This is a genomic window from Deltaproteobacteria bacterium HGW-Deltaproteobacteria-18, from assembly GCA_002841885.1.
GTDB lineage: Bacteria > Desulfobacterota > Desulfovibrionia > Desulfovibrionales > Desulfomicrobiaceae > Desulfomicrobium.
The window spans coordinates 15,284-41,669 of the sequence record PHBE01000007.1 but is presented as its reverse complement, the minus strand read 5'-3'; the positions used below and the strand labels follow the sequence as shown (position 1 = coordinate 41,669).

25 protein-coding genes are annotated in these 26,386 nt (G+C 57.6%); 9 read left to right on the top strand and 16 right to left on the bottom strand.

The window, feature by feature from the left end; all coding sequences use genetic code 11:
- Positions 1 to 206: 206 nt before the first annotated feature.
- Positions 207 to 707 carry a (Fe-S)-binding protein gene (locus tag CVU60_07175; protein PKN41994.1) on the bottom strand — a complete coding sequence of 167 codons (501 nt, stop codon included), beginning with the start codon at positions 705 to 707 and terminating at the stop codon, positions 207 to 209.
- A 1-nt stretch (position 708) separates the two neighbouring features.
- On the bottom strand, positions 709 to 1,785 hold the full coding sequence (locus CVU60_07170) for a glutamate synthase (protein ID PKN41993.1): 1,077 nt from the start codon (positions 1,783 to 1,785) through the stop codon (positions 709 to 711).
- Positions 1,786 to 1,996: 211 nt separating this feature from the next.
- Between CVU60_07170 and CVU60_07165 the strand changes: the two genes are divergently transcribed.
- From CVU60_07165 to CVU60_07140, 6 genes are all read left to right on the top strand, one after another.
- A complete protein-coding gene (locus CVU60_07165) occupies positions 1,997 to 3,604 on the top strand; it encodes a hydroxylamine reductase (GenBank protein PKN41992.1) in 1,608 nt (535 codons plus the stop codon).
- A gap of 171 nt (positions 3,605 to 3,775) precedes the next feature.
- Positions 3,776 to 5,149, top strand: coding sequence for a YihY/virulence factor BrkB family protein (locus CVU60_07160; protein ID PKN41991.1), 1,374 nt, complete (start codon positions 3,776 to 3,778; stop codon positions 5,147 to 5,149).
- A gap of 259 nt (positions 5,150 to 5,408) precedes the next feature.
- A complete protein-coding gene (locus CVU60_07155) occupies positions 5,409 to 6,998 on the top strand; it encodes a sigma-54-dependent Fis family transcriptional regulator (GenBank protein PKN41990.1) in 1,590 nt (529 codons plus the stop codon).
- 254 nt (positions 6,999 to 7,252) lie between these two features.
- Positions 7,253 to 8,821, top strand: coding sequence for a glucan biosynthesis protein D (locus CVU60_07150; GenBank protein ID PKN41989.1), 1,569 nt, complete (start codon positions 7,253 to 7,255; stop codon positions 8,819 to 8,821).
- Positions 8,821 to 9,315: a hypothetical protein gene (locus tag CVU60_07145; GenBank protein PKN41988.1), complete on the top strand. Its 495-nt coding sequence runs from the start codon at positions 8,821 to 8,823 to the stop codon at positions 9,313 to 9,315. The genes CVU60_07150 and CVU60_07145 overlap by 1 nt, the downstream gene beginning before the upstream one ends.
- A 116-nt stretch (positions 9,316 to 9,431) precedes the next feature.
- Positions 9,432 to 11,528: a glucans biosynthesis glucosyltransferase MdoH gene (locus tag CVU60_07140; protein PKN41987.1), complete on the top strand. Its 2,097-nt coding sequence runs from the start codon at positions 9,432 to 9,434 to the stop codon at positions 11,526 to 11,528.
- Between the two features lie 428 nt (positions 11,529 to 11,956).
- On the opposite strand, the gene pal is transcribed toward CVU60_07140, so the two are convergent.
- The 9 genes from pal to CVU60_07095 form a co-directional block, all read right to left on the bottom strand.
- On the bottom strand, positions 11,957 to 12,496 hold the full coding sequence (gene pal, locus CVU60_07135) for a peptidoglycan-associated lipoprotein (protein PKN41986.1): 540 nt from the start codon (positions 12,494 to 12,496) through the stop codon (positions 11,957 to 11,959).
- A 40-nt stretch (positions 12,497 to 12,536) separates the two neighbouring features.
- Positions 12,537 to 13,856, bottom strand: coding sequence for a hypothetical protein (locus CVU60_07130; protein ID PKN41985.1), 1,320 nt, complete (start codon positions 13,854 to 13,856; stop codon positions 12,537 to 12,539).
- A 13-nt stretch (positions 13,857 to 13,869) separates the two neighbouring features.
- Positions 13,870 to 14,844 (bottom strand): hypothetical protein, encoded by a 975-nt coding sequence (locus CVU60_07125; protein ID PKN41984.1) that lies wholly within the window; start codon positions 14,842 to 14,844, stop codon positions 13,870 to 13,872.
- Between the two features lie 14 nt (positions 14,845 to 14,858).
- Entirely contained in the window at positions 14,859 to 15,269 is a 411-nt protein-coding gene (locus tag CVU60_07120) for a protein TolR (protein PKN41983.1), read from the bottom strand.
- Between the two features lie 3 nt (positions 15,270 to 15,272).
- The gene (locus CVU60_07115) at positions 15,273 to 16,064 is read right to left on the bottom strand and encodes a protein TolQ (GenBank protein PKN41982.1); all 792 of its coding nucleotides are present in this window, start codon (positions 16,062 to 16,064) and stop codon (positions 15,273 to 15,275) included.
- Positions 16,065 to 16,119: 55 nt separating this feature from the next.
- Positions 16,120 to 16,773, bottom strand: coding sequence for a PHP domain-containing protein (locus CVU60_07110; GenBank protein ID PKN41981.1), 654 nt, complete (start codon positions 16,771 to 16,773; stop codon positions 16,120 to 16,122).
- A gap of 7 nt (positions 16,774 to 16,780) precedes the next feature.
- A complete protein-coding gene (locus CVU60_07105; protein PKN41980.1) occupies positions 16,781 to 17,275 on the bottom strand; it encodes a hypothetical protein in 495 nt (164 codons plus the stop codon).
- Entirely contained in the window at positions 17,269 to 18,603 is a 1,335-nt protein-coding gene (locus CVU60_07100; protein PKN41979.1) for a tRNA (N6-isopentenyl adenosine(37)-C2)-methylthiotransferase MiaB, read from the bottom strand. Before CVU60_07100 ends, CVU60_07105 begins: the two co-directional genes overlap by 7 nt.
- Before the next feature lie 77 nt (positions 18,604 to 18,680).
- Positions 18,681 to 19,010 (bottom strand): divalent-cation tolerance protein CutA, encoded by a 330-nt coding sequence (locus tag CVU60_07095; protein ID PKN41978.1) that lies wholly within the window; start codon positions 19,008 to 19,010, stop codon positions 18,681 to 18,683.
- A gap of 91 nt (positions 19,011 to 19,101) precedes the next feature.
- Between CVU60_07095 and nth the strand changes: the two genes are divergently transcribed.
- Genes nth through CVU60_07080 form a run of 3 tightly spaced genes read left to right on the top strand, consistent with a single transcriptional unit; the run spans position 19,102 to position 21,518 of the window.
- Positions 19,102 to 19,782 carry an endonuclease III gene (gene nth / locus CVU60_07090; GenBank protein ID PKN41977.1) on the top strand — a complete coding sequence of 227 codons (681 nt, stop codon included), beginning with the start codon at positions 19,102 to 19,104 and terminating at the stop codon, positions 19,780 to 19,782.
- 2 nt (positions 19,783 to 19,784) lie between these two features.
- Positions 19,785 to 20,897: a tRNA guanosine(34) transglycosylase Tgt gene (locus CVU60_07085; GenBank protein ID PKN41976.1), complete on the top strand. Its 1,113-nt coding sequence runs from the start codon at positions 19,785 to 19,787 to the stop codon at positions 20,895 to 20,897.
- A 39-nt stretch (positions 20,898 to 20,936) separates the two neighbouring features.
- The gene (locus CVU60_07080; GenBank protein ID PKN41975.1) at positions 20,937 to 21,518 is read left to right on the top strand and encodes a nitroreductase; all 582 of its coding nucleotides are present in this window, start codon (positions 20,937 to 20,939) and stop codon (positions 21,516 to 21,518) included.
- 64 nt (positions 21,519 to 21,582) lie between these two features.
- Here the strand turns inward: CVU60_07080 and CVU60_07075 are convergent, their stop codons facing one another.
- The 5 genes from CVU60_07075 to CVU60_07055 all read right to left on the bottom strand — a co-directional run bounded on the left by CVU60_07075 (position 21,583) and on the right by CVU60_07055 (position 26,369).
- Positions 21,583 to 21,999, bottom strand: a complete 417-nt coding sequence (locus CVU60_07075) for a hypothetical protein (protein ID PKN41974.1) — start codon at positions 21,997 to 21,999, stop codon at positions 21,583 to 21,585.
- Between the two features lie 23 nt (positions 22,000 to 22,022).
- A complete protein-coding gene (locus CVU60_07070) occupies positions 22,023 to 23,546 on the bottom strand; it encodes a histidine kinase (GenBank protein PKN41973.1) in 1,524 nt (507 codons plus the stop codon).
- Positions 23,547 to 23,620: 74 nt separating this feature from the next.
- Positions 23,621 to 23,974, bottom strand: a complete 354-nt coding sequence (locus CVU60_07065; GenBank protein PKN41972.1) for a hypothetical protein — start codon at positions 23,972 to 23,974, stop codon at positions 23,621 to 23,623.
- Positions 23,975 to 24,000: 26 nt separating this feature from the next.
- Positions 24,001 to 24,921 carry a universal stress protein gene (locus tag CVU60_07060; GenBank protein ID PKN41971.1) on the bottom strand — a complete coding sequence of 307 codons (921 nt, stop codon included), beginning with the start codon at positions 24,919 to 24,921 and terminating at the stop codon, positions 24,001 to 24,003.
- Between the two features lie 65 nt (positions 24,922 to 24,986).
- Positions 24,987 to 26,369 carry a hypothetical protein gene (locus CVU60_07055; protein PKN41970.1) on the bottom strand — a complete coding sequence of 461 codons (1,383 nt, stop codon included), beginning with the start codon at positions 26,367 to 26,369 and terminating at the stop codon, positions 24,987 to 24,989.
- Positions 26,370 to 26,386: the final 17 nt, after the last annotated feature.

Below are 26,386 nucleotides of genomic sequence, written 5' to 3'. Positions count from 1 at the left end.
TGTGCAAAAAAAAGTCGAAATGTCTTGAAAATCAAAGCCTGAGCTGATCGACGGAGTAGCTCAGCATAATGAATGCCACATTAAGAGCCTCAAAACCAGGTGGCACCGTTTCATTTGTAGCGCGGCAACATCTTAGAAACACTCCCCAAAAAAATGAAAAGGCCGGAATCTCTTCCAGCCTTTGGCTGCCCTTTCCACGCCGGGGCCTATTCTTTTCCCGGCAGCTTCAGATGATCGAGCACCTTCTGGTGCGCCAGTTTCGATTTCTCCGTTTCCAGAGCCGGTATCTCATCGCGGTCCACATAGCGGATGGCCGCGCACGGACACATCTCCACGCAGGCCGGGCCCATGCCGACCTGACGACGCTGGGCGCACATGTCGCACTTGGCGACCATGACCCCGCGATCGGTCTCGAACATGGCGCTGTGCGGACAGGCCAGGATGCAGTTTTTGGTCTGGCAGCCACGGCAGAGCATGGATTGCAGGATGAGCGCGCCATCCTTGTCCCGTTTCAGCGCTCCGCGCGGACAGGCGTTGGCGCACTTGGGGTTTTCGCAGTGCTGGCAATACAGCGGCACCATGACCCCGTCGATGGTCCGGGTCATGTGGATGCGCGAGGTGTCGTTGGTGAAGCGGCAAACGTATTCGCAGGTTTCGCAGCCGATGCACAGGCTGTAGTCGATATAAAGTGTCTTTTGCCCGCCCATGTCAGCTCCTGAATCCCGCTTCGTTGGTCACGAGATCGTTGTAGTCGTATGCGTCAAGCCTGTCCTGAGCCTTCAGATCCAGCCAGTTGGCCAGGGACCGGGCCGCGCGCAGGCCGCTGTAGACCGCCTTGCCGATCTTGCTCGGACCGCTCAAGGCGTCGCCGGCCACGAACACGTTCTCGATGGCCGTCATGTGCAGCCAGCGTACCTCGCCCTTGCGCACGTTCTCAAGGCCCAGCTCCTTGGCGAACGGCGGAGTCGCAGTCTCGCCGATGGCGGTGACCACCAGATCAACGGGCAGGACCGAGACTTCCGCCTCGCCCGCTCCGGGCCGGGAAATCTCCAGACCCTCGACCTTGCCGCCGCCGAGGATCTGGAGCGGTGTAGTGCGATCCAGCCACTCAACACCCATCTGGCGCAGCTGCTCGATCTCGAAGGCTCCGCATGGCGCTTCACGGCTCGTGCGCCGGTAAATGTGATACACCTTGGCCGCGCCGAGATGGACCGCACTGTGGACCACATCCACGGCCGAATGACCGGCCCCGATGACGGCCACGATCCTGCCCGCCACGTCGGGCAGCTTCACGTTGGGCGCGCTGTATTTGACGGCGCGGATGGGAAACAGGAATTCGAGGCCCGAAAAGACCCCGGGCAGGCTCTCTCCGGGGATGCCCAGCTTGCGCGACCTCCAGGAACCGGTACAGATCATGATGGCGTCGTGCTTCTTGACCATGTCGCCAAAACCCAGAATCTCCCGGCAGAAATGATCCCCCTCCTCGTCATGCAGGGGGCCGCTGCAACAGATCTTGGTGTGGGTATGAAAAATGACTCCCGCCTTTCTCTCCAGGTTGCGCGCGCCCAGATCGATGCGTTCCTTGGGAATGCGATGTCCCGGGATGCCGAAAAGCATGAGCCCGCCGGGCTTTGGCAGCTTGTCGTAGACTTCGACCTGGTAGCCAAGACAGGAAAGGTAGCCCGTGGCGGCAAGACCCGAGGGGCCCGCACCGATGATCCCGACGCTGCGACCAATGGGCGCGGCCGGTTCGGAACACAGGAAGTTGAAATTCATCGGGTCCATGGGCACTCCATTATCGTTTATTTGCCGTATTGGCATGAAATCCTCCGGCGTGGCGTCTTTGTCAAGATAGAGCAATCGTTCACAAAGACCACTGTCGCCTTGCTCTCATAAGTCGCGTTTTTTGATCTGGATCAAAGCTTGCGCGCCAGCTTCCCCGTAAACCCCTTCTCAACGGAAACGACAACAACACCCAACAATGGAGGCTACCCTCATGTTTTGCAATCAGTGTGAACAGACCGCCCAAGGAACCGGATGCACCAAGGTCGGCGTTTGCGGCAAGCAGCCCGACGTTGCAGCCCTTCAGGATCTTCTCATTTACGTTCTACAGGGGCTCTCCCAGATCACCGAGCAGGCCCGGACCAAGGGCGTGTCCGATGCGGCCGTGAACCGCTTCATCAACGAAGGCGTTTTCTCGACGCTGACCAACGTGGATTTCGATCCGGCCCGTTTTCAGACGCTCATAGGCGAAGCCGTCGCTCACCGCGAAGCTCTCAAAGTTAGAACCGGTGTCAGCGTGGACAGCCCCGCCGCCACCTTCACCCCGGCCGCGACCCTGGAAGGCCTTGTCGCCCAGGGCGAACAGCACGGCATCTCAGAGGCGCTGGAAGCGCACGAAGACCTGCGCTCCCTCAAGCAGATCCTCATCTACGGGCTCAAGGGCGTGGCCGCCTACGCCGATCACGCCGCCATTCTCGGCCATGAGGACGAGAGCGTGTACGAATTCGTGCAGCGCGCCCTGGTCAAGAGCCTCGAAAACCTGGGCGTGGACGAACTGGTCGGGCTGTGCATGGAATGCGGGCAGATCAACCTCAAGGCCATGGAGCTTCTCGACGGCGGAAACACCGGCACTTACGGCCACCCGGTGCCCACGGAAGTTCCGCTCGGAGCCAGGAAAGGCAAGGCCATCCTGGTTTCCGGCCATGACTTGAAAGACCTGGCCCTACTGCTGGAACAGACCGCGGGCAAAGGCATCAACATCTACACCCACGGCGAAATGCTGCCCTGCCACGGGTATCCGGAACTGAAAAAACACCCGCACTTCCACGGCCACTACGGCACGGCCTGGCAGAACCAGCAGAAGGAATTCTCCGAATTTCCCGGTGCGATCCTGATGACCACCAACTGCATCCAGAAGCCGGTCGAGTCCTACAAGGGCAACATCTTCACCACCGGCCTGGTCGGTTGGCCCGGCGTTACCCACGTCGGCAAGGACTTCTCCGAGGTTATCGGCAAGGCTCTTGAAATGCCCGGTTTCACGGCCGACGAGGACAAGGGCTCCGTACTGACCGGGTTCGCCCGCAACGCGGTGCTGGGTGTTGCCGACAAGGTCATCGCGGCGGTCAAGAGCGGAGACATCCGCCACTTCTTCCTGGTCGCGGGCTGCGATGGCGCCAAGCCCGGTCGCAACTACTACACCGAGTTCGTGGAAAAGGTCCCCTCCGACTGCATCGTGCTGACCCTGGCCTGCGGCAAGTTCCGCTTCTTCGACAAGAAGCTCGGAGACATCGGCGGCATCCCGCGCCTCCTGGACATCGGGCAGTGCAACGATGCCTACTCGGCCATCCAGATCGCCTCGGCCCTGGCCGGCGCCTTCAACTGCGGAGTGAACGACTTGCCCCTGTCCATGGTGCTGTCCTGGTACGAGCAAAAGGCCGTGGCCATCCTGCTGACGCTCCTGTCCCTCGGCATCAAGGGCATCCGCCTCGGGCCCACCCTGCCTGCCTTCATCACGCCGACGGTGCTGAATGTGCTGGTCGAAAACTTCGACATAAAGCCCCTGAGCACCCCGGACGAAGACTTGAAAGCCATCCTCGGCTGATTTTGCTTCTCAATGACAATGCCCCGCACCGCGCGGGGCATTGTCATTTATTATCCGCATAAGCCTCTGGAGAAGCCACTTTTCTTACGCCTCCCGGTTGACACCTTGCCCCGAACGTGGCCACTGGATTGAAAAAAATCCCTGACAAGCTCAACCACTACGGATTCCAGCATGGAAGAAAGCGGCACACCAACAGATCGTCTGGTCCAATTCCTCACCCAGCCCCACCGGCATGCCCGGCACGAGGGCTCTGCCATCTCGTGGTTTCTGGTCCGCCTCGGCAGAACCATCGTCCTTGCGGTGCTGGGCTTCAACCGCCGTCAGGGCTCATCTCATGCATCGGCGCTGACCTTCTACACCCTCCTCTCACTGGTCCCTCTGGCGGCAATGGCGTTCGGCGTGGCCAAAGGCTTCGGGTTCGAACAGCTGCTTGAAAAAGAGCTCCTCAAGCATTTCACGGCCCAGCAGGAAGTGATCCAGCAGGTCATCGAATTCGCACGCAACATGCTCGAAAACACCAAGGGAGGGCTCATCGCCGGGATCGGCGTGATCGTCCTCTTCTGGTCCGTGGTCAAGGTTCTCGGCCAGATCGAGGACAACTTCAACCAGATCTGGTCAGTGTCCTCGCGCTCCATCGTGCGCAAATTCACCGACTATCTCTCCATGATGGTCATCGCGCCTGTGCTGCTCATCATGTCCAGCAGCGTCACCGTCTTCATCGTCTCCAAGGTGTCCGCCCTTACTTCCCAAGTCGGTCTGGAAGAGGTCGCGACTCCGGCCATTTCCCTGGGCCTCAGCCTGGCCCCCTACATACTGTTATGGGTGCTTTTCTGCGTGGTCTACCTGATCATGCCCAACACCCGCGTCCAACTCGGCAGCGCTTTCCTGGCCGCCATTCTTGCGGGCTCGGCCTACCAATTCCTCCAGATCGGCTACGTTAAATTCCAGATCTATGTGACCAGCTACAACGCCATCTACGGCAGCTTCGCGGCCTTGCCCCTCTTCCTGATCTGGTTGCAACTGAGCTGGAGCATTGTTCTCTTCGGTGCCGAGATCGCTCATGCCTTTCCTCAATCGAATGTCGTCGATCCCAAATCGGGCCTTCATTCCAGGAGCACGGCGCAAACCAGACTTCTGGCACTTGGAATCTGCCACGCCGTGGTGCAACGCTTTCACCAGGACAAACCAGCCCTGACCGAAGAGGACATCGCCCACAGGCTCGCCATCTCCCCGCGCGAAACGCGGGAAATGGTCGACTTGCTGATACGGGCGCACCTCTTGAGCCGCGTTCAGGATGAAAACCAAAACACGTTCCGACTCCTGCCCGCCCGCGACAGCGCACACATCAGCCTGCGAAATGTCGTCGCCGCCATCGACACCATCGATGAGAATCCGCGTTTTACCGAGCAGCACCCAAGCCTCGCCAACCTTTCCGCCTGCCTTGACGCGTTCGAGTCCCGAAAGGACCTCGGCATGGCCGATACGCTGCTGCGCGACATAGAACCAACCAAGTGCGCGGAAAGCGCCCCTAACGAATCATCATGAATTGATCAATTTTGTCTAAAGTTTTCCATTTTAGTGACGTTAGCGAAAACCTATATTACGTAAATGTAAATAAATTCCTTTAGGTGCTTCGCGGAAATACTATACTCCGAACAAACTCCTCCGTCTCCCAGCCTGGGCAGCAACGCCCAACAAACTGATTTTTTTGAGCTTTATTGCCAACAAGCCCTGCGTACACGCAGCAGGACATGCACATTGCAATCTTTGATTCAAGCGGCACCCTTGTTGCTTTGTACACAACATGAGTACCTCAACCTGTTCCACCGAATTGCGCGTCCTGCTGGCCATCAGCAAGGTCATCGATCAGGCCCTGGACCTGGAAAGCGCTCTGGAATCAATTCTGAAGATTCTGTCCGACACCATGAACATGCGCAGGGCCACGGTCACTCTGTACGATCCCCTCTCTGGCCGCTTGGCCATATCCACCTCCTACGGCCTCTCGGCGCTTGAAAAACAGCGCGGAGTATATCGCATGGACGAAGGGATCACGGGAATCATTTTCCGCACGGCAAAACCATATGTGGTCCCGGACATTTCCCTGGAACCTCTCTTTCTGGACAAAACGGGCACGCGCCGAATCAGCCGGGAACGCATATCGTTTGTAGGCGTGCCCATTCTGCTGCACGGAACCCCCATCGGGGTCATGAACGTGGACCGCGTCTTCACGGGCCAGGAACAACTTGATGCCGACACGGAATTTCTGACCGTGGTGGCCACGCTCATTTCTCAATTCCTGAGTCTTAACGAAAAAGTAAAAAAAAGAGAGGCCGCCCTCCAGCAGGAAAACACCTCGCTCAAGTACCAAATCGCCAGGGAGAATCATGGCCCCTACATCGTGGGCAAGAGCCAGGCCATGCTCGAAGTCGAGCAATACGTGGCCAAGGTCGCCATCACCAAGGCCACGGTGCTGCTCCTCGGGGAATCGGGGACGGGCAAGACCCTCATCGGACGCATCATCCACGAACTGTCGGACCGCAAAACCCATCCATTCATCAAGGTCAACTGCGCCGCCATTCCCGAAAACCTGCTGGAGGCGGAACTTTTCGGCTACGAGAAAGGGGCTTTTACAGGCGCCAACAGCGCCAAGCCCGGCCGTTTCGAGGATGCGCACCTGGGTACGATCTTCCTGGATGAAATCGGCGAACTACCCCTCACCCTGCAATCCAAGCTGCTGCGAGTGCTGCAGGAACGCGAATTCGAACGCATAGGCAGCAACAAGACGCGCAAGGTCGATGTACGCATCATCAGCGCCACCAACCGCGAACTTGAAGTCCTCGTAGGCCGAGGACTCTTTCGCGAAGACCTCTACTACCGACTGAACGTCTTCCCGGTGCACGTGCCGGCGGTGCGGGAACGCAAGGAAGATATCCCGCGGCTTCTGAATCACTTTCAAAAGGAAATGGAACGCGAATATGGGCGCAGTCTGACCCTGACCACGGGCACTCTCGATCTGCTGCTGGCTTACGATTGGCCCGGCAACGTGCGCGAGCTTGAAAATCTGGTCGAGCGCCTGGCCATTCTGACCGACGACAAACCGGTGGAAGCGGAACTGGTACGAGGCTTCCTCACTCACGAAGCGCACCGCCCCGGAACGGTCAGGCAGGCTCCCCAGCCTTTCATCCCCTCCGAGCAGGAAAATCTTTGCCAACCCCTCAAGGAAACCGAGCGCAGAGAGGTTCTGGCGGCGCTCAAACGAAATGCCTGGATTCAGTACAAGGCAGCCCGGGAACTTAACCTGACACCTCGCCAGATGGGGTACCGGGTACGAAAATTCAACCTCGAGGAACTCATCGCCAAAGGGCGAGTCGAGCACCGCAAAGAGCAATCCTAAAACCCCTCGGTCCGGCCGGAAGCAATCCCTCCGAAACGTTTACGGCCGGACCACTCTCACCGATTTCATCCCCTACGGCCCAAGACGGCCCGCCTTGATGAAAAGCCTGCGAAACGAATGGCGCAAGCCCCGAACAGCATGGGCTGCCGAGGCATTTCTTAGCTCTTGACGAGCGCCAGCGAAAAGCACAAGTGGAAATACCAAAATGTGCCCCATCCCATCCGGGGCAACATGTCCCTGTAGGAGAACCAAGCATGTTCAGTCATAACGGATTGTGCGGTCTTGTGGCCGGACTTTTCCTCTTTTTATCCACCGTCCCGCTCCAGGCTCAGCCACAGAGCCAGGCCCAGACCGCCAGCTTCGGCCTGCAGGACGTCGCGGCCATGGCACGAGAGCTCTCGGCCAAACCTTACGAAGACAACGCAGGGCTGGTACCGCAGGTCCTGAAGACCATCTCGTATGACCAGTGGCGGGACATTCGCTTTGTCCCGGAAAAAAGCCTGTGGCGAAATGAAAAGCTGCCCTTTGAGCTGCAATTTTTTCATCCGGGGCTGTTTTACGACCGCACGGTAGCCATCAACGTGGTGGAAAAGAACGTTCCCACCCGCCTGGCCTTCGACACTGAAGCCTTCAATTACGGAAAGAACGATTTTGCCGCCCAGATTCCGGCCGAAATGGGCTACGCGGGATTTCGCATCCACACCGCCATCAACACCAAGAACTATCTTGATGAATTCCTGGTCTTTCTCGGGGCCAGCTATTTCAGGGCCGTGGGCAAAGGGCAGAACTACGGTCTGTCCGCCCGTGGCCTCGCCATCGACACGGCGGAGCCCTCGGGCGAGGAATTTCCTTTTTTCAAGGAATTCTGGATCGTAAAACCCGGCAAAAAAGACAAGTCCATCATCATCTACGCCCTGCTGGATTCACGCAGCGTTACCGGAGCCTATCGCTTCGAAGTCACTACGGGGGCGGAAACCGTGCTCGACGTCGAGTCCATTCTTTTTGTGCGCGAATCGGTGGTCAAGCTGGGTATCGCGCCACTGACCAGCATGTTCATCTTCGGGGAAAATTCCAATCCACGCGTGAGCGACGATTTCAGGCCCGAAGTACACGACTCAGACGGCCTGATGGCAGCCCTTGAAAACGGAGAATGGATCTGGAGGCCGCTGCAGAATCCCAAATCCCTGTCCGTCAATGTCTTCAGCGCGCCCAATATCCGGGGCATGGGCCTCATGCAGCGCGACACCGAGTATGCCAGCTACCTCGACCTTGAAGCAAAATACGAGGCCAGGCCCAGCGCCTGGATCGAACCCAAGGGCGACTGGGGCCCCGGGAAGCTTCATCTGGTTCAGATTCCCTCCCCGGAAGAGATTCATGACAACATCGTCACCTTCTGGACTCCGGACATCAATCCGCAGCCGGGGCAAGCCGTCACCTTTGACTACAGGATGCGCTGGTCTCCGCCCAAGCGCGTGGCCTCTCCAGAGGGCCAGGTCATCTTCACGCGCACCGGAAAAGGCAAAAAGCCCAATTCCAGGCTGTTCGTGCTCGAATTCATGGGCGGCAAGCTTGAAGATTTGCCGGATGACGCAGCCCTTGATGCCAACGTCTGGGTCGGAATGGGTGGCAAACTCCTGGAAAAACGCGTCCACAAAAACCCTGTCACAGGCGGCTGGCGTCTGGTATTCGAAATCGAACCCGACTCGACTTCGGCTCTCTCCATGGTCCTTCCGGACAAGAGACCAAGCATCGAAATGCGGGCAATCCTGCAACACGGCGTAACTCCGCTGACCGAAACGTGGACCTACGCCATAAAGCTCTGATGAAAAGCAAACACCTGGAGCCTCCCTTGCCACTCGATGCCTGCATTCCAGGCGTCTCCCACCCTCCGGTGGAGACGGCGGCCACGATTCTCGAAACCCGGCTGGAAGCAGCAGGAAGACGGGTCGCGGCCTATCTGAGGCACCTGCCGCTGCCGGAGAGAAGCCGCCACGAACTGGCCCTGAAGACGCTGACAACCCTGGCCGAAGATCCCGGCAACAGTCCGTCGCAGGCTGAAGCCAGAGCCATGACCATCCTGCGGGAGCTTCTCTGCGAGCAGCCGATCCCGCTTTTCGTGGTGCCAGGGCCGCCTCTGCAGCGTGTGCACATGAAGCCCGAAGAGATGGACAGACGCCCCTGGGTACGCATGTTTTTGCGCCTCGGGCGGCCTCTTTGGAACATGATCGCGTCCTTTTTCAATTCACGCTTGATCGATATTCTGCTGTACGCACTCCTGCTCGCGGGGCTCTATTTTCTCGACGCAGACCTGCCGTAACGCCAGGTCAGGCAAACAGGGTCTTGAAGAAAACGCGCCAGACGAATCGCCCGGACTTTCACACTGCCGCCCAGGGCTCGCATAGCCAGGGCTCGGCCTCCTCATGAAGGACGTTAATGAAAAGAGAATTCTTGAACGAACCCTGGCGCAAGATCGCCAGCCGCCGCAGACTCCTGCTCCTGATCCTGGTCCTGACCCCGGCTCTGATCGCCGCCAGCGTCATGGGATCGCTGCTCCCGCATCGTGGGACCACCTACCTCGAAGCGAGCATCATTTTCGTCTACTGCGTGCTCTTCATCTGGATCTCGCTCGGATTCTGGACCGCCCTGGCCGGATTTTGGACACTGCTCAAAAAAGACGACCGCTTTGCCGTGACACGCTCACGCGGAGAGCTCGATGCACCCATCCGCGCCCACGTCAAGACCGCCATCCTCTTTCCCGTCTGCAACGAGGACCCGGAGCGGATCATGGCCGGAATCCAGGCCGTCTGGCGCTCGCTGGTCAGACTTGGCGCGGCGGACAGATTCGACATTCACATCCTCAGCGACTCAAGCGACCCCGACCGCTGGGTGCAGGAAGAGACAGCCTGGAACAGGCTGTGCGAAAACCTCAGTGCGCATGGTCACATCTTCTACCGTCGCCGACGCATCAATCTTAAGCGCAAAAGCGGCAACGTAGCCGATTTTTGCCGCCGCCACGGCGCCCATTACACTTACATGATCGTCTTTGACGCTGACTCCGTCATGTCCGGCGAAACGCTGATCCGCATGGTGCGCATCATGGAACGCAGACGGAACGTCGGCATCCTGCAAACCGCCCCGGCCTGCACGGGGCGCGAGACACTCATCGCCCGCGCCCAGCAGTTCGCCAACAGGGCCTATGGCCCAATGTACGCGGCAGGGCTGCATCACTGGTTCCTGGGAGATGCGCAGTTCTGGGGACACAACGCCATCATCCGGGTCAAGCCCTTCATCAAGCATTGTGCACTGACGCGCTTGCCAGGCAAGCCTCCGCTGGGCGGCGACATCCTCTCCCACGACTTTGTGGAATCCGCCCTCATGCGCCGCGCGGGATACGCCGTCTGGCTGGCCTATGACCTTGAGGGCAGCTACGAAGAGGTACCCCCCAACCTGCTCAACGAGCTCAAACGTGACCGACGCTGGTGTCAGGGCAACCTGCAGCATCTTCGCCTTGTTTTCACGCGCGGGATCTTTCCCGGACACCGCGCCCTGTTTCTAAACGGAGTCATGGCCTATGGCTCTGCGCTGCTCTGGTTCCTGTTCCTGGCCCTGGCCACTGCCGCAGCGATCACCGAGGCCGTAGTCCAGCCCGACTATTTCGCTCCAGCCAAATCCCTCTTTCCCATATGGCCCGTCTGGGATCCCACACCGGCCCTGTTCCTGCTGGCCGGAACCGCCGTCATCCTCTTTCTGCCCAAGGTCTGCGCCTTGCTCCTGGCTCTGATCAAGGGCCGTCGAAAACAGTTCGGAGGTTTCTTCGCATTGTGCGGCAGCATCATGACGGAGGTCGTGCTGTCGACCCTGCTGGCCCCCGTGCGCATGCTCTTTCACAGCAAGTACGTCTTCTTGACTCTCATGGGCATGGGTATCGGCTGGGGCACCCAGCAGCGCGACGACGAAGGCACGCGCTTCTGGGACGCCCTGCGCTTTCACGGCGGCGGGACGCTGCTGGGCCTTGTCTGGGGAGTTGCGATGTTTCAAATCAACCGGGTCTTCTTCTGGTGGAGTTCGCCGCTGGTGGTATCCCTCTTGCTCTCCATCCCGGTGTCCATGCTCACCAGCCGGGCCGAACTGGGCCGACTTTTTCGTGGCATGCGGATTTTCACGACGCCGGAAGAAATCCGTCTGCCTCGCGAATACGAGGACATTGACAGCTATCTGCAAAAAATCGCCGAAGACAGATCCAGCTTCGGCATCCCACCCGAGGAAGGCTTTCTCAGAGCTGCCGTCATCCCGGGAGTCAACACCCTGCACCGCACCATGCTGCGCGGACCTCGCACCCTGGCCCCGGAAATTGAAAAGCGCCGCGACGCCATCCTGGAAAAAACCATGGACAACGGCCCGGAATCTCTCTCCAAAAAAGAAAAGAAGGAACTCCTGTATGACGCACAGCGCATGAAAAGGCTGCACGAGCACATCTGGTCACTGCCTCAGGATGATCTTGAAAAGCGCTGGAAAGTCAGGCTGGACTAAAAAAACAAATAGGACCCATGGAGCATATGAGCCCCATGGGTCCTAGAGAATAGCCGGAAGACATGCGGGCACTCACGCCCCAACGTGGACAAACCCCTTCTCCCAAGCCCAAGCCGCACAAAAAGTAAAGACTCCTGCACATCTGTCGCAGATCAGGCACCTCCGTGAAGGAAGCGGATGGCGGATGTCTGAGCGCTTGCGTTGGTGCATTTTCCTCCACTACCTCCACCGGCTTCCTCCGGGGATGGCGGGATGTCTGAGCGCTTGCGTTGGTGCATTCTCTCCATGCATCCCATAGCTCCTTCAAGTCCCACAAGTCCCATTCTCCAAGCGCCTTCCCGGGCACAGCACCAACAAAAAAAAGCCCCGGCGAACCGGGGCTTAAAAAAGGGTGGGATTTCCCCCGCCTTTTGAAATCATTTTTTGAACTAGTTTGCGCTGGCCTTGAATTCTGCGCGTCTGTTCTTGGACCAGGCTTCCTCGTTGGAACCCTGAACCGCGGGGTATTCTTCGCCGTAGCTGATAATCTGCAGCTTGGACGAATCAATTCCCAAAAGAACGAGAAACTCATAGGTAGCACGGGCTCTGCGTTCGCCAAGAGCCAAGTTGTACTCGTTGGTTCCGCGTTCGTCGCAATGTCCTTCAACAAGCAGGGACAATGCAGGATTGGCCTTCAACAGCTCGGCCTTCTCCGTCAAAACCTGGCGGGATTCCTGAGTCAATTCATTGGAATCAAAAGCAAAATAAATCTTGTCTGCACCGATCTTTTCGATAGCCTGACGCTGCAGTTCAGCAAGGCGCTGCGCTTCGAGCTGCTCTGCCGTCAAACCACCCTGAGCACCGGAGCCGTCTCCAGCACCAGCAGCAGTCGCGCCAGCAGGGGTGGAGCTCACTTTTTTGGAGCAACCGCCAGCCATGGCCAAACAAAAAACCAAAACGATCAATCCAAAAACGCCTAACTTCTTCATAACTTCCTCCATTAACACAAAAAAAAACACGCCTCTGCCATTATAATTTCCCCCAGGCCGGAGAAGTCGCTTCTCCTGGTCCGGTTGGAATCAAGATTGGTTCGTCTCCGTGTTTGGTGGTCAGATAGATTTTGCTCGGACCGGATCTGGTTGATGCAAAAGCTATGAAATAACCATCGGGAGACCAAGTGGGATCTTCATCACTACCGGGCCCAAATGTCAACTGGCGCTCACGCCCGGAAGCCAAATCCACCAGAAATAACTTATGTTTTCCGTTCACCATCTGGGCAAAAACAACCTGGGAACCATCGGGGCTGATGCTTGGACCGGTGTTGTATTTTCCGGTCAGGGAGATGCGTTTGCTCGTCCCTGTCACCAGGTTTTTGAGGAACACATGCGGATTTCCCAACCTATTGGAAACAAAAACCATTTTTTCACCGGACCGATCAAAATCCGGCCCGATGTCTATGCCCCAGTTTTCCTCCAGGGCCCGCACGACCTTGTATTCAGAATTGAGCTCATAAATATCTGGATTTCCTCTCATATCGAGACTGATCGCCACATTCCCGCCCTTGGTGAAGGCTGGGGCGATGAGGGTATTCCCGGGGAGTCTCTTCTTCTGCAGCGCTCTGGTCTGCCGATCCCAGACGCACAGATTGTGAAACTTCTTGTCCAGAAAGACAAAAACCAGTTTTTGCCCGTCGTGCGACCAGGCAGGACTGACGGCAATCCCGTCGAGATTGGTGATTTTCTGCAGATTGAGACCCTGCGCCGTGGCCATGTAGACCTGCTTGCGCTGCCCTTCTTTCTTGATGAAAGCGATGTTCGAGCGGAAAAAATCCCCCTGCCCGGTCAACGCTTCCATAAGGTCCGCGCAGAAGCGCGCCGCTACCTCGGGAATCTGCTGTTTATTGGCCACGCCGTAGCCCTTGCCCACGACCAGACGGCCAGTGTAGACCTCGTATGCTCGAAGTTCCACCTCGCCGACTCCGCCGGGACGAGGGGCCCATGCAGCTGTGACCAGCACGTCCGTGCGCGAGAGTTGAAACTTGTTGAAGTCGATGCTCTGCGCAACATAGCCGCCCGGATTGGGGCCGCCGACGATATCTTTGCCCGAGAGCATGTTAAAAAAAGGCAAAAAGGCACAGTTGTCATGAATGCGCTGCTGCAACTCCGCCGGAGCATTGTCGGGGATGCCGCCCATGGGTCCCGAGCCGTCCTTGGATAGGGCCTCGGCCACAAAAAGATTGACCCTGGACTGACCCGGGCCATAGATGTCGATATTCAGCACTCCGGCCGCCAGGACAGGCCCGGAGAAAGCCAGCAGCGCAAACAGCATGAGAAGGATTTTTTTGATCAAGGCAGACTCCTGCTCAATTTTCCGTATTATAAAAAGTTATGACCAGAGTCGCGTCCAGTGTTTCAGGCAAGGGGGGCAATTTCTTGGTATCCTCGATGGCACGCATGACCGACGCGTCAAAATCGGATCGCCCGGACCCGTTCAACATACGCGAACCCAGTATTTCTCCTGCCTTATTCACTTTGAGCTCCACCGTCGTGGCCAGCACAATATTCGATAAGCGGGGGAATCTCCAATTCTGGCGAATGGCCCGCACGACCTGCGTGGCATAAAATTGGTCCAGACTGCCGGAGGACACCCCTTCGCCGTCTCCATCCTCGGCCGTCCCGTCCCCGCGGGTACCCCGTCCCGAGACTTCACGCCCCAGATCAGCCAGTGCGTCGGCCAGGGCATCCTTTGATCCGCTCTTGGAGGTCCCTTTTGCCGAGCCGTCCGTGCCGCCCGTGGAGGAAGACTTGGCGACCTTGGTCGCCTCACCCAGCGCCTGCGCCAGAACTTCTTCCTTGGTAGGCTTCTTTTCGACCTTGGGTTCGCTTTTAGGCTCTTCCTTGGCGGTCTTCTTGGGCTCTTCCTTCTTGGGCTCTTCCTTTTTGGGCGCTTCCTTCTTGGGCTCCGGCTTCTTTGGCTCCTCGGGCTTGGCCTCGGCCACCTTGGTGGCGTTCACCGAATCCGACGGAATCGCCTTGGCAGTTTCGCTAGGCGCAACTTTCTTGTCCGGCTTTTTCGGCTCATCCGGAGCCTTCACCGTCTTGGCATCCTTGGGCGCGGGCTTTTGTGGGGGCGCTTCCTTTTCCGAGGCCTTCTTGGGTGCACTTTTGGCGCCGGGCTTGCCCTTGTTCGGAGGGCCGACCAGGTCGACCTCGTACATTCTTTTGTTCAGATTTAGTTTTATATGGGTGTCCGTGGAAACATAGGCTCCGCCGAGCAGCACAATCAAATGCAGCACAATGGAGAAAACCCAACTCAAATGACGCAGCGAATGAAACACTTATACGCCTTATCCTAGGGGTTCTCTTCCTCAGGTTCAGCCACGACTCCAAGCTTTTGCACGCCTGCAGCCCTGACTTCCGCCATCACCTTGACGACCACGCCGTATGCGACATCCTTGTCGGCCTGCAGATAGAGCAGTTTTCCTTTCTCAAACTCCATCCTCTTGAGATAGTTACCCAGCTCATCGACCTTGACCTCGTATTTGTCGAGCTTGATGGTCCCATCCTTGAGCACGTGCAACACCACTGTGTCACTGTCCTCGGGCAGGGTCTCAACCGCCTTTGTTTCAGGCAGGTCGACCTCGACGCCCTGGGTCAACATGGGCGCAGTCACCATGAAAATTATGAGCAGCACCAACATGACGTCCACAAAGGGCGTGACATTGATCTCCGCCAAAAAGCCTTTTCCCGAATTTACCTGCATGATTTATTCACTCCGCTTGTTCATCCATGGGAGTTCAAGCTGGGCGCGATTCAAAAATTCGCTGGCGAAGCACTCCATCTCCGTATGCACGGTCGTGATCATGCCGAGAAACGTATTGTAGGCGATGGTCGCCGGGATGGCCACGGCCAGGCCGATGGCGGTGGCCACCAGAGCCTCGGAGATGCCGGGCGCTACCGCAGCCAGCGCCGCCGTCTTCATCTGACCGATGGCATGAAACGAATTCATGATGCCCCAGACGGTTCCGAAAAGCCCGATAAACGGGGCCGCATTGGCGCATGTCGCCAAAAACGACAAGGATCTGGACATTTCCCCAAGCCCCTCGCTCACTCCCTGTTCGAGCACCCGACGCAGGTTGTCCCCAGCAACGCGGAACTTCAGGTTGGGATGAATCACGGATTGTTCAAGGCGACGAAACTCCTGCAGGCCCCGCTTGGCAATGGGATACAGGGCCGAATTGCCCTGCTCGCGCAAGGTCTGCACTCCGTCGGCCAGATTAGTGGCGTTCTGAAACATCGCGCGCTCGCGGAGGGCCTTGCGTCGTCCGACATTGATCTGAATGATCTTGAAAAAAATGATCGACCAACTGATGAGCGACATAATGGCCAGCAGGCTCATGACACCCTGCACAACCACGGTCGCGTTGGAAATCATGTCCCAGAAACCCATTTGCGACATTCCGCCAAGCTGCGTGGCAGCTCCCAGGGATTGCATGGAATCGATCGGCTGCGTAACATTCATCTGCTCAACAACGCCTGTCTGAGCTACTACGTCCATATCTGTCACCTTTTACACTACGAGATTATAGAGGGCACAACAAATTTTTGGTTCACTACAGGTAAAGACTCCGGGACACAAGCGCCCAGGCATCCCCGTCCGCCTGCCGGTATTCTTCGGAGGTCATGCCGCACCCAAGGGCGATCTTGCGACGCAGCTCTGCGCAGACCAGGTCACGAGGAGCATGGGCGTCGTTGTTGACCACCACCCTGGCGCCATGCGCACGGGCCAGGGCCAGGACATGCCCATTGGTGTATCCGTGTCCGGCCCGGGTCGTGATTTCGAGCAGCACGCCTTTTTTCGCCGCCAGCCGGACCTCTTCCGACGTGATCAGTCCGGGATGGGCCAGCACATCAACCCCGGCCTCGATTGCCGCGAGATTCGTGCCCGTCTCCACCGGTTCGACGATGGTCTCGCCATGGGCCACGACTATTCCGGCTCCAAGGGCACGGGCTCGCAGCACCTCCTGCTCCATGAGGGCGGGCGGAACGTGCGTCAGCTCGACCCCGGCCACGATGACGAGATCCATGTAAATGGAATACTCCTTCGCCATGGCGGCCACGCGAGGCAGCACGAAGTCCATGTTGGAGGCGTCGGCGTGGTCGGTGATGGCGATGGCCCGGTATCCGGCCACCTTGGCCCGGCGAGCCAGTTCGGCCGGGATCAGCTCCCCGTCGCTGAAGCTCGAATGGGTGTGCAGATCGATCACGGCCGCGTCACATCTTGTACTTGAGATCGTCCAGGCTGTATTTGGAGAGGATGTCCGTCCACTTGTCGCTGTCCTCGCCCGTGACAACCTCCTGAAAAGCGCCTTTCTGCAAGGTCTTGTTGAGAGCGATGACTTCCTCCGAAACACGGATCGGCACCTGGGCCCTGAGTGCCAGAGCGATGGAGTCCGAGGGGCGGCAATCGACGCGGCGCTCGCCGGTCTCGCTCTGCAGCACAAGTTCGGCGTAATAGGTGCCTTCGTGGATGGAAATGATCTCGACCGCGACAAGCCGCGCTTCCATCTTGTCCAGTATGGTCAGAATCAAATCGTGCGTCATGGGCCGGGGCACCGCGACCTTGTTCAGGGCCATTGAAATGGACATGGCCTCCATGGCTCCGATCCAGATGGGAAAAATGATATCTTCCGACGTGTCCTTTAAAATAAGGATGGGCATCTGCGAATCCTCATCCAGTGCCAATCCGAAAACCATCATGTCTACCACGGTTCACCTCGAATCTCTCCCACGAGGGAGTGTTTCTTCGCGTCCACGATGCGCACGCGAACCATTCTGCCTGTCAGGCAAGGTATGGGCGATGAGAAATTGACAATCCGTCCGCCCCCGTCACGGCCTCTCCAAAAAAATTGCTCGCCGTCCTGCATCTTGCTCGGTCCCTCGACCAGCACCTCCGCATCCCGGCCCACCTGCGCGGCCAACTCCTCGACGGTGATCCGGTCCTGCAGTTCCTGCAAGACCGCCAGACGCCGCGCCTTCTCCTCTTCGGGGACCTTGAAGTCCATCTTCTCGGCCCGCACTCCCGGCCGGTCCGAGTACTTGAAGGAGAAGCTGGATTCGTAACGCACCTGGCGCATAAGTTCCAGGGTATCTTCAAAATCCTGAAGAGTCTCCCCTGGGAAACCGACAATGATGTCCGTAGTCAGCGCAATTTGCGGACAAACCCTGCGCAGCTCCCCGATAGTGTCCAGATAGCGCGCCCTGGTGTATTTACGCCCCATGGCCTTCAGGACGGCATCCGAGCCGGACTGCACGGGCAGGTGCAGCTGCGGGCAAAGATTGGGCAATTTGCCGAACGCGGTCACGACCTCAGGGGCGATATCCTTTGGGTGCGATGTCGTAAATTTAAGGCGCATGAGGCCCGGAATGACGGAAATCCGTTCCAGCAGGGAAGCAAAGGATGTTCCATCACCATGACTGTCCTGCCCGTAGCTGTTCACGTTCTGTCCCAGCAGGGTCAACTCGCGGGCGCCACGCCGCACCAGGGATTCACATTCGGCCACGACGGCATCGGAGCCGCGCGATTTCTGCCGCCCTCTGGTGAAGGGCACGATGCAATAGGTGCAGAAATTATCGCACCCCTGCATGATGTTCACGAAGGCCTGAGCCTGGACATTGCCGCCTTCGGGCTGCTCGCGCTCGGGGTAGTGGTCCAGAAAATCGAGCAGACTTATCCGCAGCGCGGGATCCGCGGTCAGCCGCTCCAAAGACTGGGGCACCATGGCCGTTCCGTCGGTGCCGAAAACAAGACGGACGAAAGGAAACCGGTTCCAGAATTCCTCTCCGATCTGCTGGGCGACGCAACCGCCAACGGCCACGAAAGCATCCGGGTTTTGGTCAATGTAGCTCTTCAAACGACCGAGCAGGGAATACACCTTCTGCTCGGGCTTTTCCCGCACGCTGCACGTTGTGACCACGAAAATCTGGGCGTCCGCCTCGCACGCCTCGGTCCAGCCTCTGGAGACCAGGGATTGGGTCAACCAGTCGGCATCCGCCACATTCATCTGGCAACCAAAAGTCAGTATGTGAAACCTCACGAAAAGGGGTAGCCTCCTCAATTATGCGTTGCGCATTGCTATGAACGTTTTTTTAACCCAGTCAACTGATTTTGGGGTCATTTCTGCGAACGGTCACGGGTCTGCTCGTCAATCCATCGTAAAAAGGGCTCATGGCCCTGATCCAGGGCCAGTGACACGATACAAGGAACTTCATAAGGATGCAGGCCGAGAACGCAAGCCTTGAGCCCCTCGAACAGGTCCGAGACGGTTTTGGCCAGCATGACGACCTCGGTCTCCTGCTGAATTTCGTCTGCCCACCAGTACATGGATTTCGCCTGTGGCATGATGTTGACGCAGGCGACCAGACGCTGTTCGAGCAAGGCCCGCCCAATCCGTAGAGCCGTCTCTTCATCCGGAAACGTCATGTAGACCAGAATCTGTCCCATTTTTACCTCCATGCAAAAAACTTGAGGTTGCGAAAAAAAACTGTCAGGCAAGGCACGGCGTCTTCAGACCCGTCCGCACGTGGAGCATCGCATGAAAGTTTCATCCATCACCGCACGCGCCCGAGCCGTTCGCGAACGGCTGGCCCGGCGCTATCCCACGCCACGGACCGAACTGTTCTGGTCCACCCCGTGGGAACTCCTTGTGGCCACGATCCTTTCGGCCCAGTGTACGGACGCGCGGGTCAACATGGTCACGCCTGGCCTGTTTGCCACCTGGAAAACCGTGGAAGAGATGGCCAAGGCCGACCCGGCGCAGATCGAGAGCGTCATCCGCTCCACCGGGTTTTTCCGCAACAAGGCCAAAAACCTGCATGCATCTGCAGTGCGCATCGTGGCGGAATTCGACGGCCAAGTGCCGCGCACCATGCAAGAGATGCTGACCCTGCCCGGTGTGGCCCGCAAGACGGCCAACGTCGTCCTGTCCAATGCCTTCGGCGTGCACGCGGGCATCGCCGTGGACACCCATGTCAAGCGCATCAGCTTTCGCCTCGGGTTGACCCGCCAGACCAGCCCGGACAAGGTCGAACAGGATCTGCTCAAACTTTTCCCCCAGGAAAGCTGGGGTGCGGTCAACCACTATCTTGTCCTGTTCGGCCGGGAGGTCTGTACCGCGCGCAAGCCGGATTGCGACGCCTGCGAACTCGCGGACCTCTGTCCGCGGACCGGGGTTACCTCCCGCTCCGCCTCACCCACAACGAAAAACAAAGCGTAAACATGCATATCGGAAAATTCAACATACACAGCACGGACGGAAAGGCCCGCGCAGGGGAATTGCACACCGCCCACGGCGTCATCCCCACCCCCATCTTCATGCCCGTGGGCACCCAGGGCACGGTCAAGGCCGTCTGCCCCCAGGATCTGAAAGATCTCGGTGCGCGCATCATCCTCGGCAACACCTATCACCTGTGCATGCGGCCCGGCGACGAGATGATCGCCCGGCGCGGCGGACTGCACAAGTTCATGAACTGGGACCGGCCCATCCTGACCGATTCCGGCGGCTTCCAGGTCTTCAGCCTCTCAGTGCTGCGCAAGCTCTCCGAAGACGGTGTGGCCTTTTCCTCCCACATCGACGGCTCCAAGCATTTTTTCTCGCCCGAAAAGGCCATCTCCATCCAGAAAAACCTGGGCTCGGACATCATGATGGTCCTCGATGAATGCGTACCTTACGGCGCGGACCACGAATACACCAAAAAATCATTGGGGCTGACCACGCGCTGGGCCGCCCGTTGCCGCGCCGCGTACCCCGAGGGCAGCGGCGACCAGCTCCTCTTCGGCATCGGTCAGGGCGGATTCTTCAAGGACCTGCGGGAAGAAAGCATCCGCCAGCTCCTGGACATCCCTTTCGACGGCTACGCCCTGGGGGGCCTCAGTGTCGGAGAATCCAAACCCGAGATGATGGACATCCTCTACCACAGCGCCCCGCTACTGCCAGCGGACAAACCCCGCTACCTGATGGGCGTTGGCACTCCGCTCGATATCGTACGCGGCATCGACGCCGGCATCGACATGTTCGACTGCGTCATGCCCACCCGAAACGCCCGCAACGGCACCCTTTTCACTTCCCAGGGCAAGGTCAACATCAAACGGGCCCAATACACCGAAGACGACAGCCCCCTCGACCCCGAATGTTCCTGCTACACCTGCCGCAACTTCAGCAGGGCCTATCTGCGCCACCTTTATCAGGCACAGGAGATTCTGTCATATCGTCTCAACACCATCCACAACCTGGCATTTTTCCTGACCGTGGTCACGGATGCCAGAAAGGCCATCGAGGATGGCACGTTTCAAGCTTATAAAGCCCGCTTTGAGGGTATCTACGATACATAGTCCGCACTCATAAAATCATCGGCATTTAAGGAGGCCCCCATGCTCAAAAATCTTGCCCTCAAAAACCGCAGCTACCGCAGATTCGACAACTCCGCCGCCATCTCCATGGCGACCCTGGAAGAGCTTGTGGATCTCGCCGGGATATGTCCCTCAGCAGCGAACAAGCAGCCCTTGCGCTTCATTTTGAGCACCGCGCCACAAGACAACCAAGCCATCTTCGACTGCCTGAAATGGGCCGCCTACCTGAAGGATTGGGATGGCCCCGCGCCAACGGAACGGCCCTCAGCCTATATCATAATGCTCAACACGGCCAAGGATTGGGATTTCGCCAAATTCGATCTGGGGATCATGGCCCAGACAATGCTGCTTGGAGCGGTTGAGAAAGGGCTGGGCGGATGCATGGTCGGGGCAATTGACCGCGACAAGCTGCGCATGCACTTTGCCCTGCCGCCGGAGATCGAGATTGGTCTGGTGCTGGCCCTTGGCAAACCCGTCGAAGACGTGCGCATCGTGGAGATGCCTGCGGACGGCTCGGTCAAGTATTACCGGGACGAAGCCGGTGTGCACTACGTGCCCAAGCGCAGCCGAAGCGAGCTTGTCCTGCAAAAAACAGGAAAATGACAAAAAGCCGCAAGCCGTTCCATATGGACGGCTTGCGGCCTTGAACGCTGTGAAAAGACGCTTTTTAACCCTTGCGGGCAATCAACTCCCCAAGACGGTAGGAATCAAGAGTCTGCATGAGTACGTTGCTGGCTTCTATCCAGACAAACTGCGTCACGCACTCGCCCGCCAGGGAACATTCTCCGCAAATGGGTTCCCCCTCGGCGCACTGGGTCAGGGCCACTTTCTCTTCCAGGGCGCGGACCACGTCGCCGACCGTGACATCCATGGCTGGCTTGGCCAGCTTGTGACCGCCGAAAGGACCTCTCTTGCTCTCGATGAGCCCCCCGCGTCGAAGCCCAGTGATCAATTTTTCAATATATTTCTGTGAAATATTCTGCCGTCTGGCGATGTCTGTCGTGTTGACCCAACCCTTGGCCTGATTCAGGGCAATATCGAGCAGCAGTCGAGTTCCATACCGGCTTCGCGTGGTCAAGCGCATGTGGTCCTCCAAATTTTCAAGATCTAGCCGTTGCCATCGGATTTTCCGGACTCGTTCTGGCCGCCATTTGCCCCATTTTCCACTCGCACATACTTTCTGGGCAAATCCACCCGAAATTCAGTTCCTTCACCAGGCGTCGAATCGACGTGAATCTCTCCACCGTGCTGATGAACGACATCACTTGCGATATAAAGCCCAAGCCCCGTCCCCTTGCTGCCCTTGGAAGAGAAAAACATGGAAAACATTTTTTCCTGTGTGGAACGGTCAATTCCAGGCCCGTTGTCTCGAATGATGAACGAAACCTTGTCTTTGCTTCCTTCAATCAGAAAAGAAACAATATGCCGCTCCTTGGATTCATCCTCTATGCACGCGTCCACTGCGTTTTCGAGAATGTTGACCAGACCGGCGGAGATGACCTCGGGATCGATCTCAAAACGCCCAAGCTCACCATGAAATTCCTTTTGGAACCTGACATCGTCTTTGGTGGCCTTGGGCTCGACAAAGTTGGCCACCCCGTCACCGAAACTCCGCACATCGATGAGCTGGATATTGAGGCCCCTGTCCTTGGAGTAGTAAAGCATCTCCAGAACGGAATTGCGAATCCGGGATATCATCAGCTTGACGCGCTCGGCGCCGTTGGCAACAAGCTCCATGTCATTGTTCATGATGCCCTTTTCCAGGCGGTACAGACCGCCGTCGAGGGCGGTAAGCATGCCGCGTACGCCGTGCGAAATGGAACCTATGAAAAGTCCAAGCGAGGTCAGGCGGTCCTGCAACTCGCGGATCTGGGTAATGTCCGTGGCAAGTTCCATGACTTCATGGATCTCGCCCTTCTCGTTACGCAAGGGTGCGGTCAGGGTCAGCACGATCTTCTGCTGACCGCTGCGCGTGGTGACCACCTCTTCGGTCTGGTGCACCATGCCGTCGCGAAAAGTCTCCTCCACGGGACACTGCGGACAGGGATGGGTGCGGTGCTTGTAGATTTCATAGCAGCGCTCACCCAGGCAGGAGCCGAAATCCAGTTTGAACTGCCTGTTCGCCCTCACGATGCGGCGGTCCCTGTTCTGCACCGAGATGTAGCACGGCACTTCATCGAAGAGCTGGCGGCAAAGCTGATGACTTGATTCGAGTATCTTGCCTTTTTCTCTGAGGACCCCGTTCTCCTGCTGCAGGTCGAGAAAAGTCAGGGCCCGGTCGAGTGTCACGCGCAAGGCACGCTCCGACACCGGTTTGTAAAGAAAATCCGAAGCTCCGTCGGCCAGAAAATCCAGACCCAACTCGTATTCGCCTTGCGGAACCAGGACAATGAAACGCACTTCAGGATAGCCGGCACGAAGCTGCCGCAGCAATGCCTGGCCAAGCTTGCAATCACAGATCCCCATGACCGCAAGACGCGGTCGCACCACGCCAACGGTGACAAGAGCGTCGTCATAATCGCAATTGGAGGGCTGATAGCCATATTCGTTCAGAATATGCGCCAGGACCCTCCCGTGCTCAGGATCCTGGGTTATGATCACGATGGATTCGGAAATTACGATGTCATGCATATGTTTTGCCACAAAAAACCCTTGCTCGCTTCACCTAGGCGGCCGAGCAAGGGTTTTTCAAGTTTGAGTTGCGGCTAACCAATTGTTTCCTTGATGACTTTGAGGAGTTCTTCGCGATCGAAAGGCTTGGTGAAGGAAGCCACGGCTTTCTGTATTGCGTACTTGTTGCCGGACAGGCCGCTGATGACAATTACCGGAATGTTGCTGCATTCATCGTCCTGGCTCAACTCCCGGTAAAAACGAGGACCCCATTCCTTTGGCATCTCCAGATCCAAAGTAATCAAATCGGGCTTCTCTTCCTTGACCACGGCCAGTGCGTCGGCTCCATCGGAAGCCTTGCAGGTCGCGTAGCCTGCGTCCTGAAAAATGTCTTCCAGATACGTGACGATATTGGGATCGTCATCAATGATCAGAATCTTCTTGCCCATCTTACACCCCCAATCACGATTACACGTTATACAGTTTGAATTTTATCCGGACGATTGACCGAAGCCACGGGACAGGTTGCGCGCAGCAGCACCTGCTCCAGAGTATGGCCAAAGGCGGAGGCCTCATCGCTGACGTCCTTGGAATGGTGCGCCATGATGATCAGGTCGGCCTGCTTCTCACGGGCGTACTTGACGATTTCGACATACGGGATGCCTTCCCAGATATCGGCCGTGACATTCTTGAAATCGCCGGTCTGGATGAGATATTTGCGGCGCATCCGGTCCCTGGCCTCGATCATCTGGTCGTCGAGGTCCTTCTGGGAAATGAGGCTGTGGGTAGAGCCGATATCGATGGCATGGAAAACATGCAGCTTGGCATCCAGTTCCTTGGCCGTGTTGAGCGCGAACTTGAAGGCATGCTCGGATGCCTTGGAAAAATCCGCACCGAAGACAATATTTGTGAACCCGCCCCAAAAAGAGGCCACCGGACGGTTGACCACCAGGACCGGGGCCTTGGAGGCCTTGGCTACGCGCTGCAGCGTGGAACCTGCGAAATGACGCTGATATGCATCGGCATCGGCCTCGCAGCCGGTGGTGCTGGCACCCATGACAATCAGATCCACATCTTCCTGGCGTGCCTTGCGCAGCACTTCGCGGTGAGGAATGCCTACTGCGGTCTCGATCTCGCAATCGACTCCGCTCTTCATTTGACGGTCATAGGTGTTTTTGAGTTCATCCTTGACCCACAATGTGTAATCCTCGTCCAACTCCACCTTTTCGCCAGTTCTCACGTCAACAACGACCTGACTGAAGCCACGGCTTGGAACACCCAGCACATGATAGACAAAAAGTTTGGCATTATAACGCGCTGCCAAATCGAACGCGACACGCGCTGCGGCATCACAACAGGGAGAGCCGGAGGTGGCGAACAGAATCTTTGTAAACATATGTCAACTCCCGTTCTGTTTGCGGCATGCCGCCATAAAAGCGGCATGCCGTTGTCTGGACAGACTTATTCCTGCGGCAAGAGATGTTCCGGAACAACCAGCATCTTGATCAGAATCGGCTTCAGGAAGCTCCAACGGATACCGATCTCGAACTCCTCTTCCAGATCGCGGATGGCATCCCAGCAGTTGTGGCAGGGGGCAATGACGAACTTCGCACCTGTAGCCAGAATCTGCTCACGCTTCATCTTCAGCGCGACGTTGCGCTGTTTACGATAACGTCCGATACCATTAAATCCGCCACCACCGCCACAACAATAGTTGTGTTCCTTGTTGGGAGCCATCTCACGGAAGTCTTCCGCAATATGTTTCATGATGATTCGACCGCAGTCACGCAGCCCGGCATTACGCACATAGTTGCAGGAATCCTGCAGCGTGACCGGTTCCTTGATTCTCTTGGCCGGATCAATCTTCAGTTTGCCTGTTTCCAGGGCTTCGGCCACCCATTCCACGTAGTGCAGACATTCCACAGGAGGCTGTCCATCGGGCCGACCGGCCCAGTACGGACCTTCGATGACCGTGGCACGGTAGGCGTGACCGCATTCCGTGGCGACCATGCGTTTGGGGCGCAGACGCTCCATGGCTCCGTACACGGTTTCAACCTGCATCTTGCAGGCTTCCCAGTCACCGGCGAACATGGAGAGACTGGTCATTTCCCAGCCTTCGGAGGGCATGGTCCAGTTCTCACCGGCGACGTGGAACAGGATGGCCGCCTCGACGATGTCTTCAGGGTAATGCTTGGCCTCGCGGGCGTTGATCATATAGACAATGTCGGCATCTTCCTTGTCCACCGGAATTTCCAGGCAAGGCCATTCCTCCAGCGCTTCGTCAACCATCCATTCGCAGGTGTCCACGAACTCCTCAACGGTGACGTCCATCTGCGCGCGGAAGAGACGGTGCATGCCGGAACCAATCTTGAGTTCCCACGGCACGAAACCCTGGGAATGCAGCAATCCGCGCAGATAGCCGAACATGACGCCCATGTCGATGCCGTAGGGACAAAAGGATCCGCAACGGTTGCAGCAGGTGCACTTGGACCAGGCCGTATCCATGCACATGCGCATGAATTCGTTGGTCACATTGCCCTTCTTCTTGACGATTTCACCAAGCGTGGACTGGATCTTGTACGAGGGAACCTGCTTGGGATCGCGGCCGTTTACGCTGTACAGAAAGCAGCTGTCGGCACAGAGTCCGCAATGGGCGCAGATATCAAGCCAGGTCTTGGTTCTTGATTTCATTGTTTTCTGGATGGTTGCCCAGAGCTTCTCGGCATCTACATCCAGTTCTTCCATTTCCGCGTAGTATTTCTTTCCGTTGCTGTCGGCCAAGAGGGCATCGAGGTCCTCCCGGGTGGCAACGGGTCTCTTATTACAAATTGTACCTTCGGGCATATCGTGTTCCTCTTGGC

Bases quoted from the DNA above. Each gene is read 5' to 3' on its own strand.
- CVU60_07175 (PKN41994.1), bottom strand. From the start codon at position 707: ATGGGCGGGCAAAAGACACTTTATATCGACTACAGCCTGTGCATCGGC.
- CVU60_07170 (PKN41993.1), bottom strand. From the start codon at position 1,785: ATGGACCCGATGAATTTCAACTTCCTGTGTTCCGAACCGGCCGCGCCC.
- CVU60_07165 (PKN41992.1), top strand. From the start codon at position 1,997: ATGTTTTGCAATCAGTGTGAACAGACCGCCCAAGGAACCGGATGCACC.
- CVU60_07160 (PKN41991.1), top strand. From the start codon at position 3,776: ATGGAAGAAAGCGGCACACCAACAGATCGTCTGGTCCAATTCCTCACC.
- CVU60_07155 (PKN41990.1), top strand. From the start codon at position 5,409: ATGAGTACCTCAACCTGTTCCACCGAATTGCGCGTCCTGCTGGCCATC.
- CVU60_07150 (PKN41989.1), top strand. From the start codon at position 7,253: ATGTTCAGTCATAACGGATTGTGCGGTCTTGTGGCCGGACTTTTCCTC.
- CVU60_07145 (PKN41988.1), top strand. From the start codon at position 8,821: ATGAAAAGCAAACACCTGGAGCCTCCCTTGCCACTCGATGCCTGCATT.
- CVU60_07140 (PKN41987.1), top strand. From the start codon at position 9,432: ATGAAAAGAGAATTCTTGAACGAACCCTGGCGCAAGATCGCCAGCCGC.
- pal (PKN41986.1), bottom strand. From the start codon at position 12,496: ATGAAGAAGTTAGGCGTTTTTGGATTGATCGTTTTGGTTTTTTGTTTG.
- CVU60_07120 (PKN41983.1), bottom strand. From the start codon at position 15,269: ATGCAGGTAAATTCGGGAAAAGGCTTTTTGGCGGAGATCAATGTCACG.
- CVU60_07115 (PKN41982.1), bottom strand. From the start codon at position 16,064: ATGGACGTAGTAGCTCAGACAGGCGTTGTTGAGCAGATGAATGTTACG.
- CVU60_07095 (PKN41978.1), bottom strand. From the start codon at position 19,010: ATGGGACAGATTCTGGTCTACATGACGTTTCCGGATGAAGAGACGGCT.
- nth (PKN41977.1), top strand. From the start codon at position 19,102: ATGAAAGTTTCATCCATCACCGCACGCGCCCGAGCCGTTCGCGAACGG.
- CVU60_07085 (PKN41976.1), top strand. From the start codon at position 19,785: ATGCATATCGGAAAATTCAACATACACAGCACGGACGGAAAGGCCCGC.
- CVU60_07080 (PKN41975.1), top strand. From the start codon at position 20,937: ATGCTCAAAAATCTTGCCCTCAAAAACCGCAGCTACCGCAGATTCGAC.
- CVU60_07075 (PKN41974.1), bottom strand. From the start codon at position 21,999: ATGCGCTTGACCACGCGAAGCCGGTATGGAACTCGACTGCTGCTCGAT.
- CVU60_07070 (PKN41973.1), bottom strand. From the start codon at position 23,546: ATGCATGACATCGTAATTTCCGAATCCATCGTGATCATAACCCAGGAT.
- CVU60_07065 (PKN41972.1), bottom strand. From the start codon at position 23,974: ATGGGCAAGAAGATTCTGATCATTGATGACGATCCCAATATCGTCACG.
- CVU60_07060 (PKN41971.1), bottom strand. From the start codon at position 24,921: ATGTTTACAAAGATTCTGTTCGCCACCTCCGGCTCTCCCTGTTGTGAT.
- CVU60_07055 (PKN41970.1), bottom strand. From the start codon at position 26,369: ATGCCCGAAGGTACAATTTGTAATAAGAGACCCGTTGCCACCCGGGAG.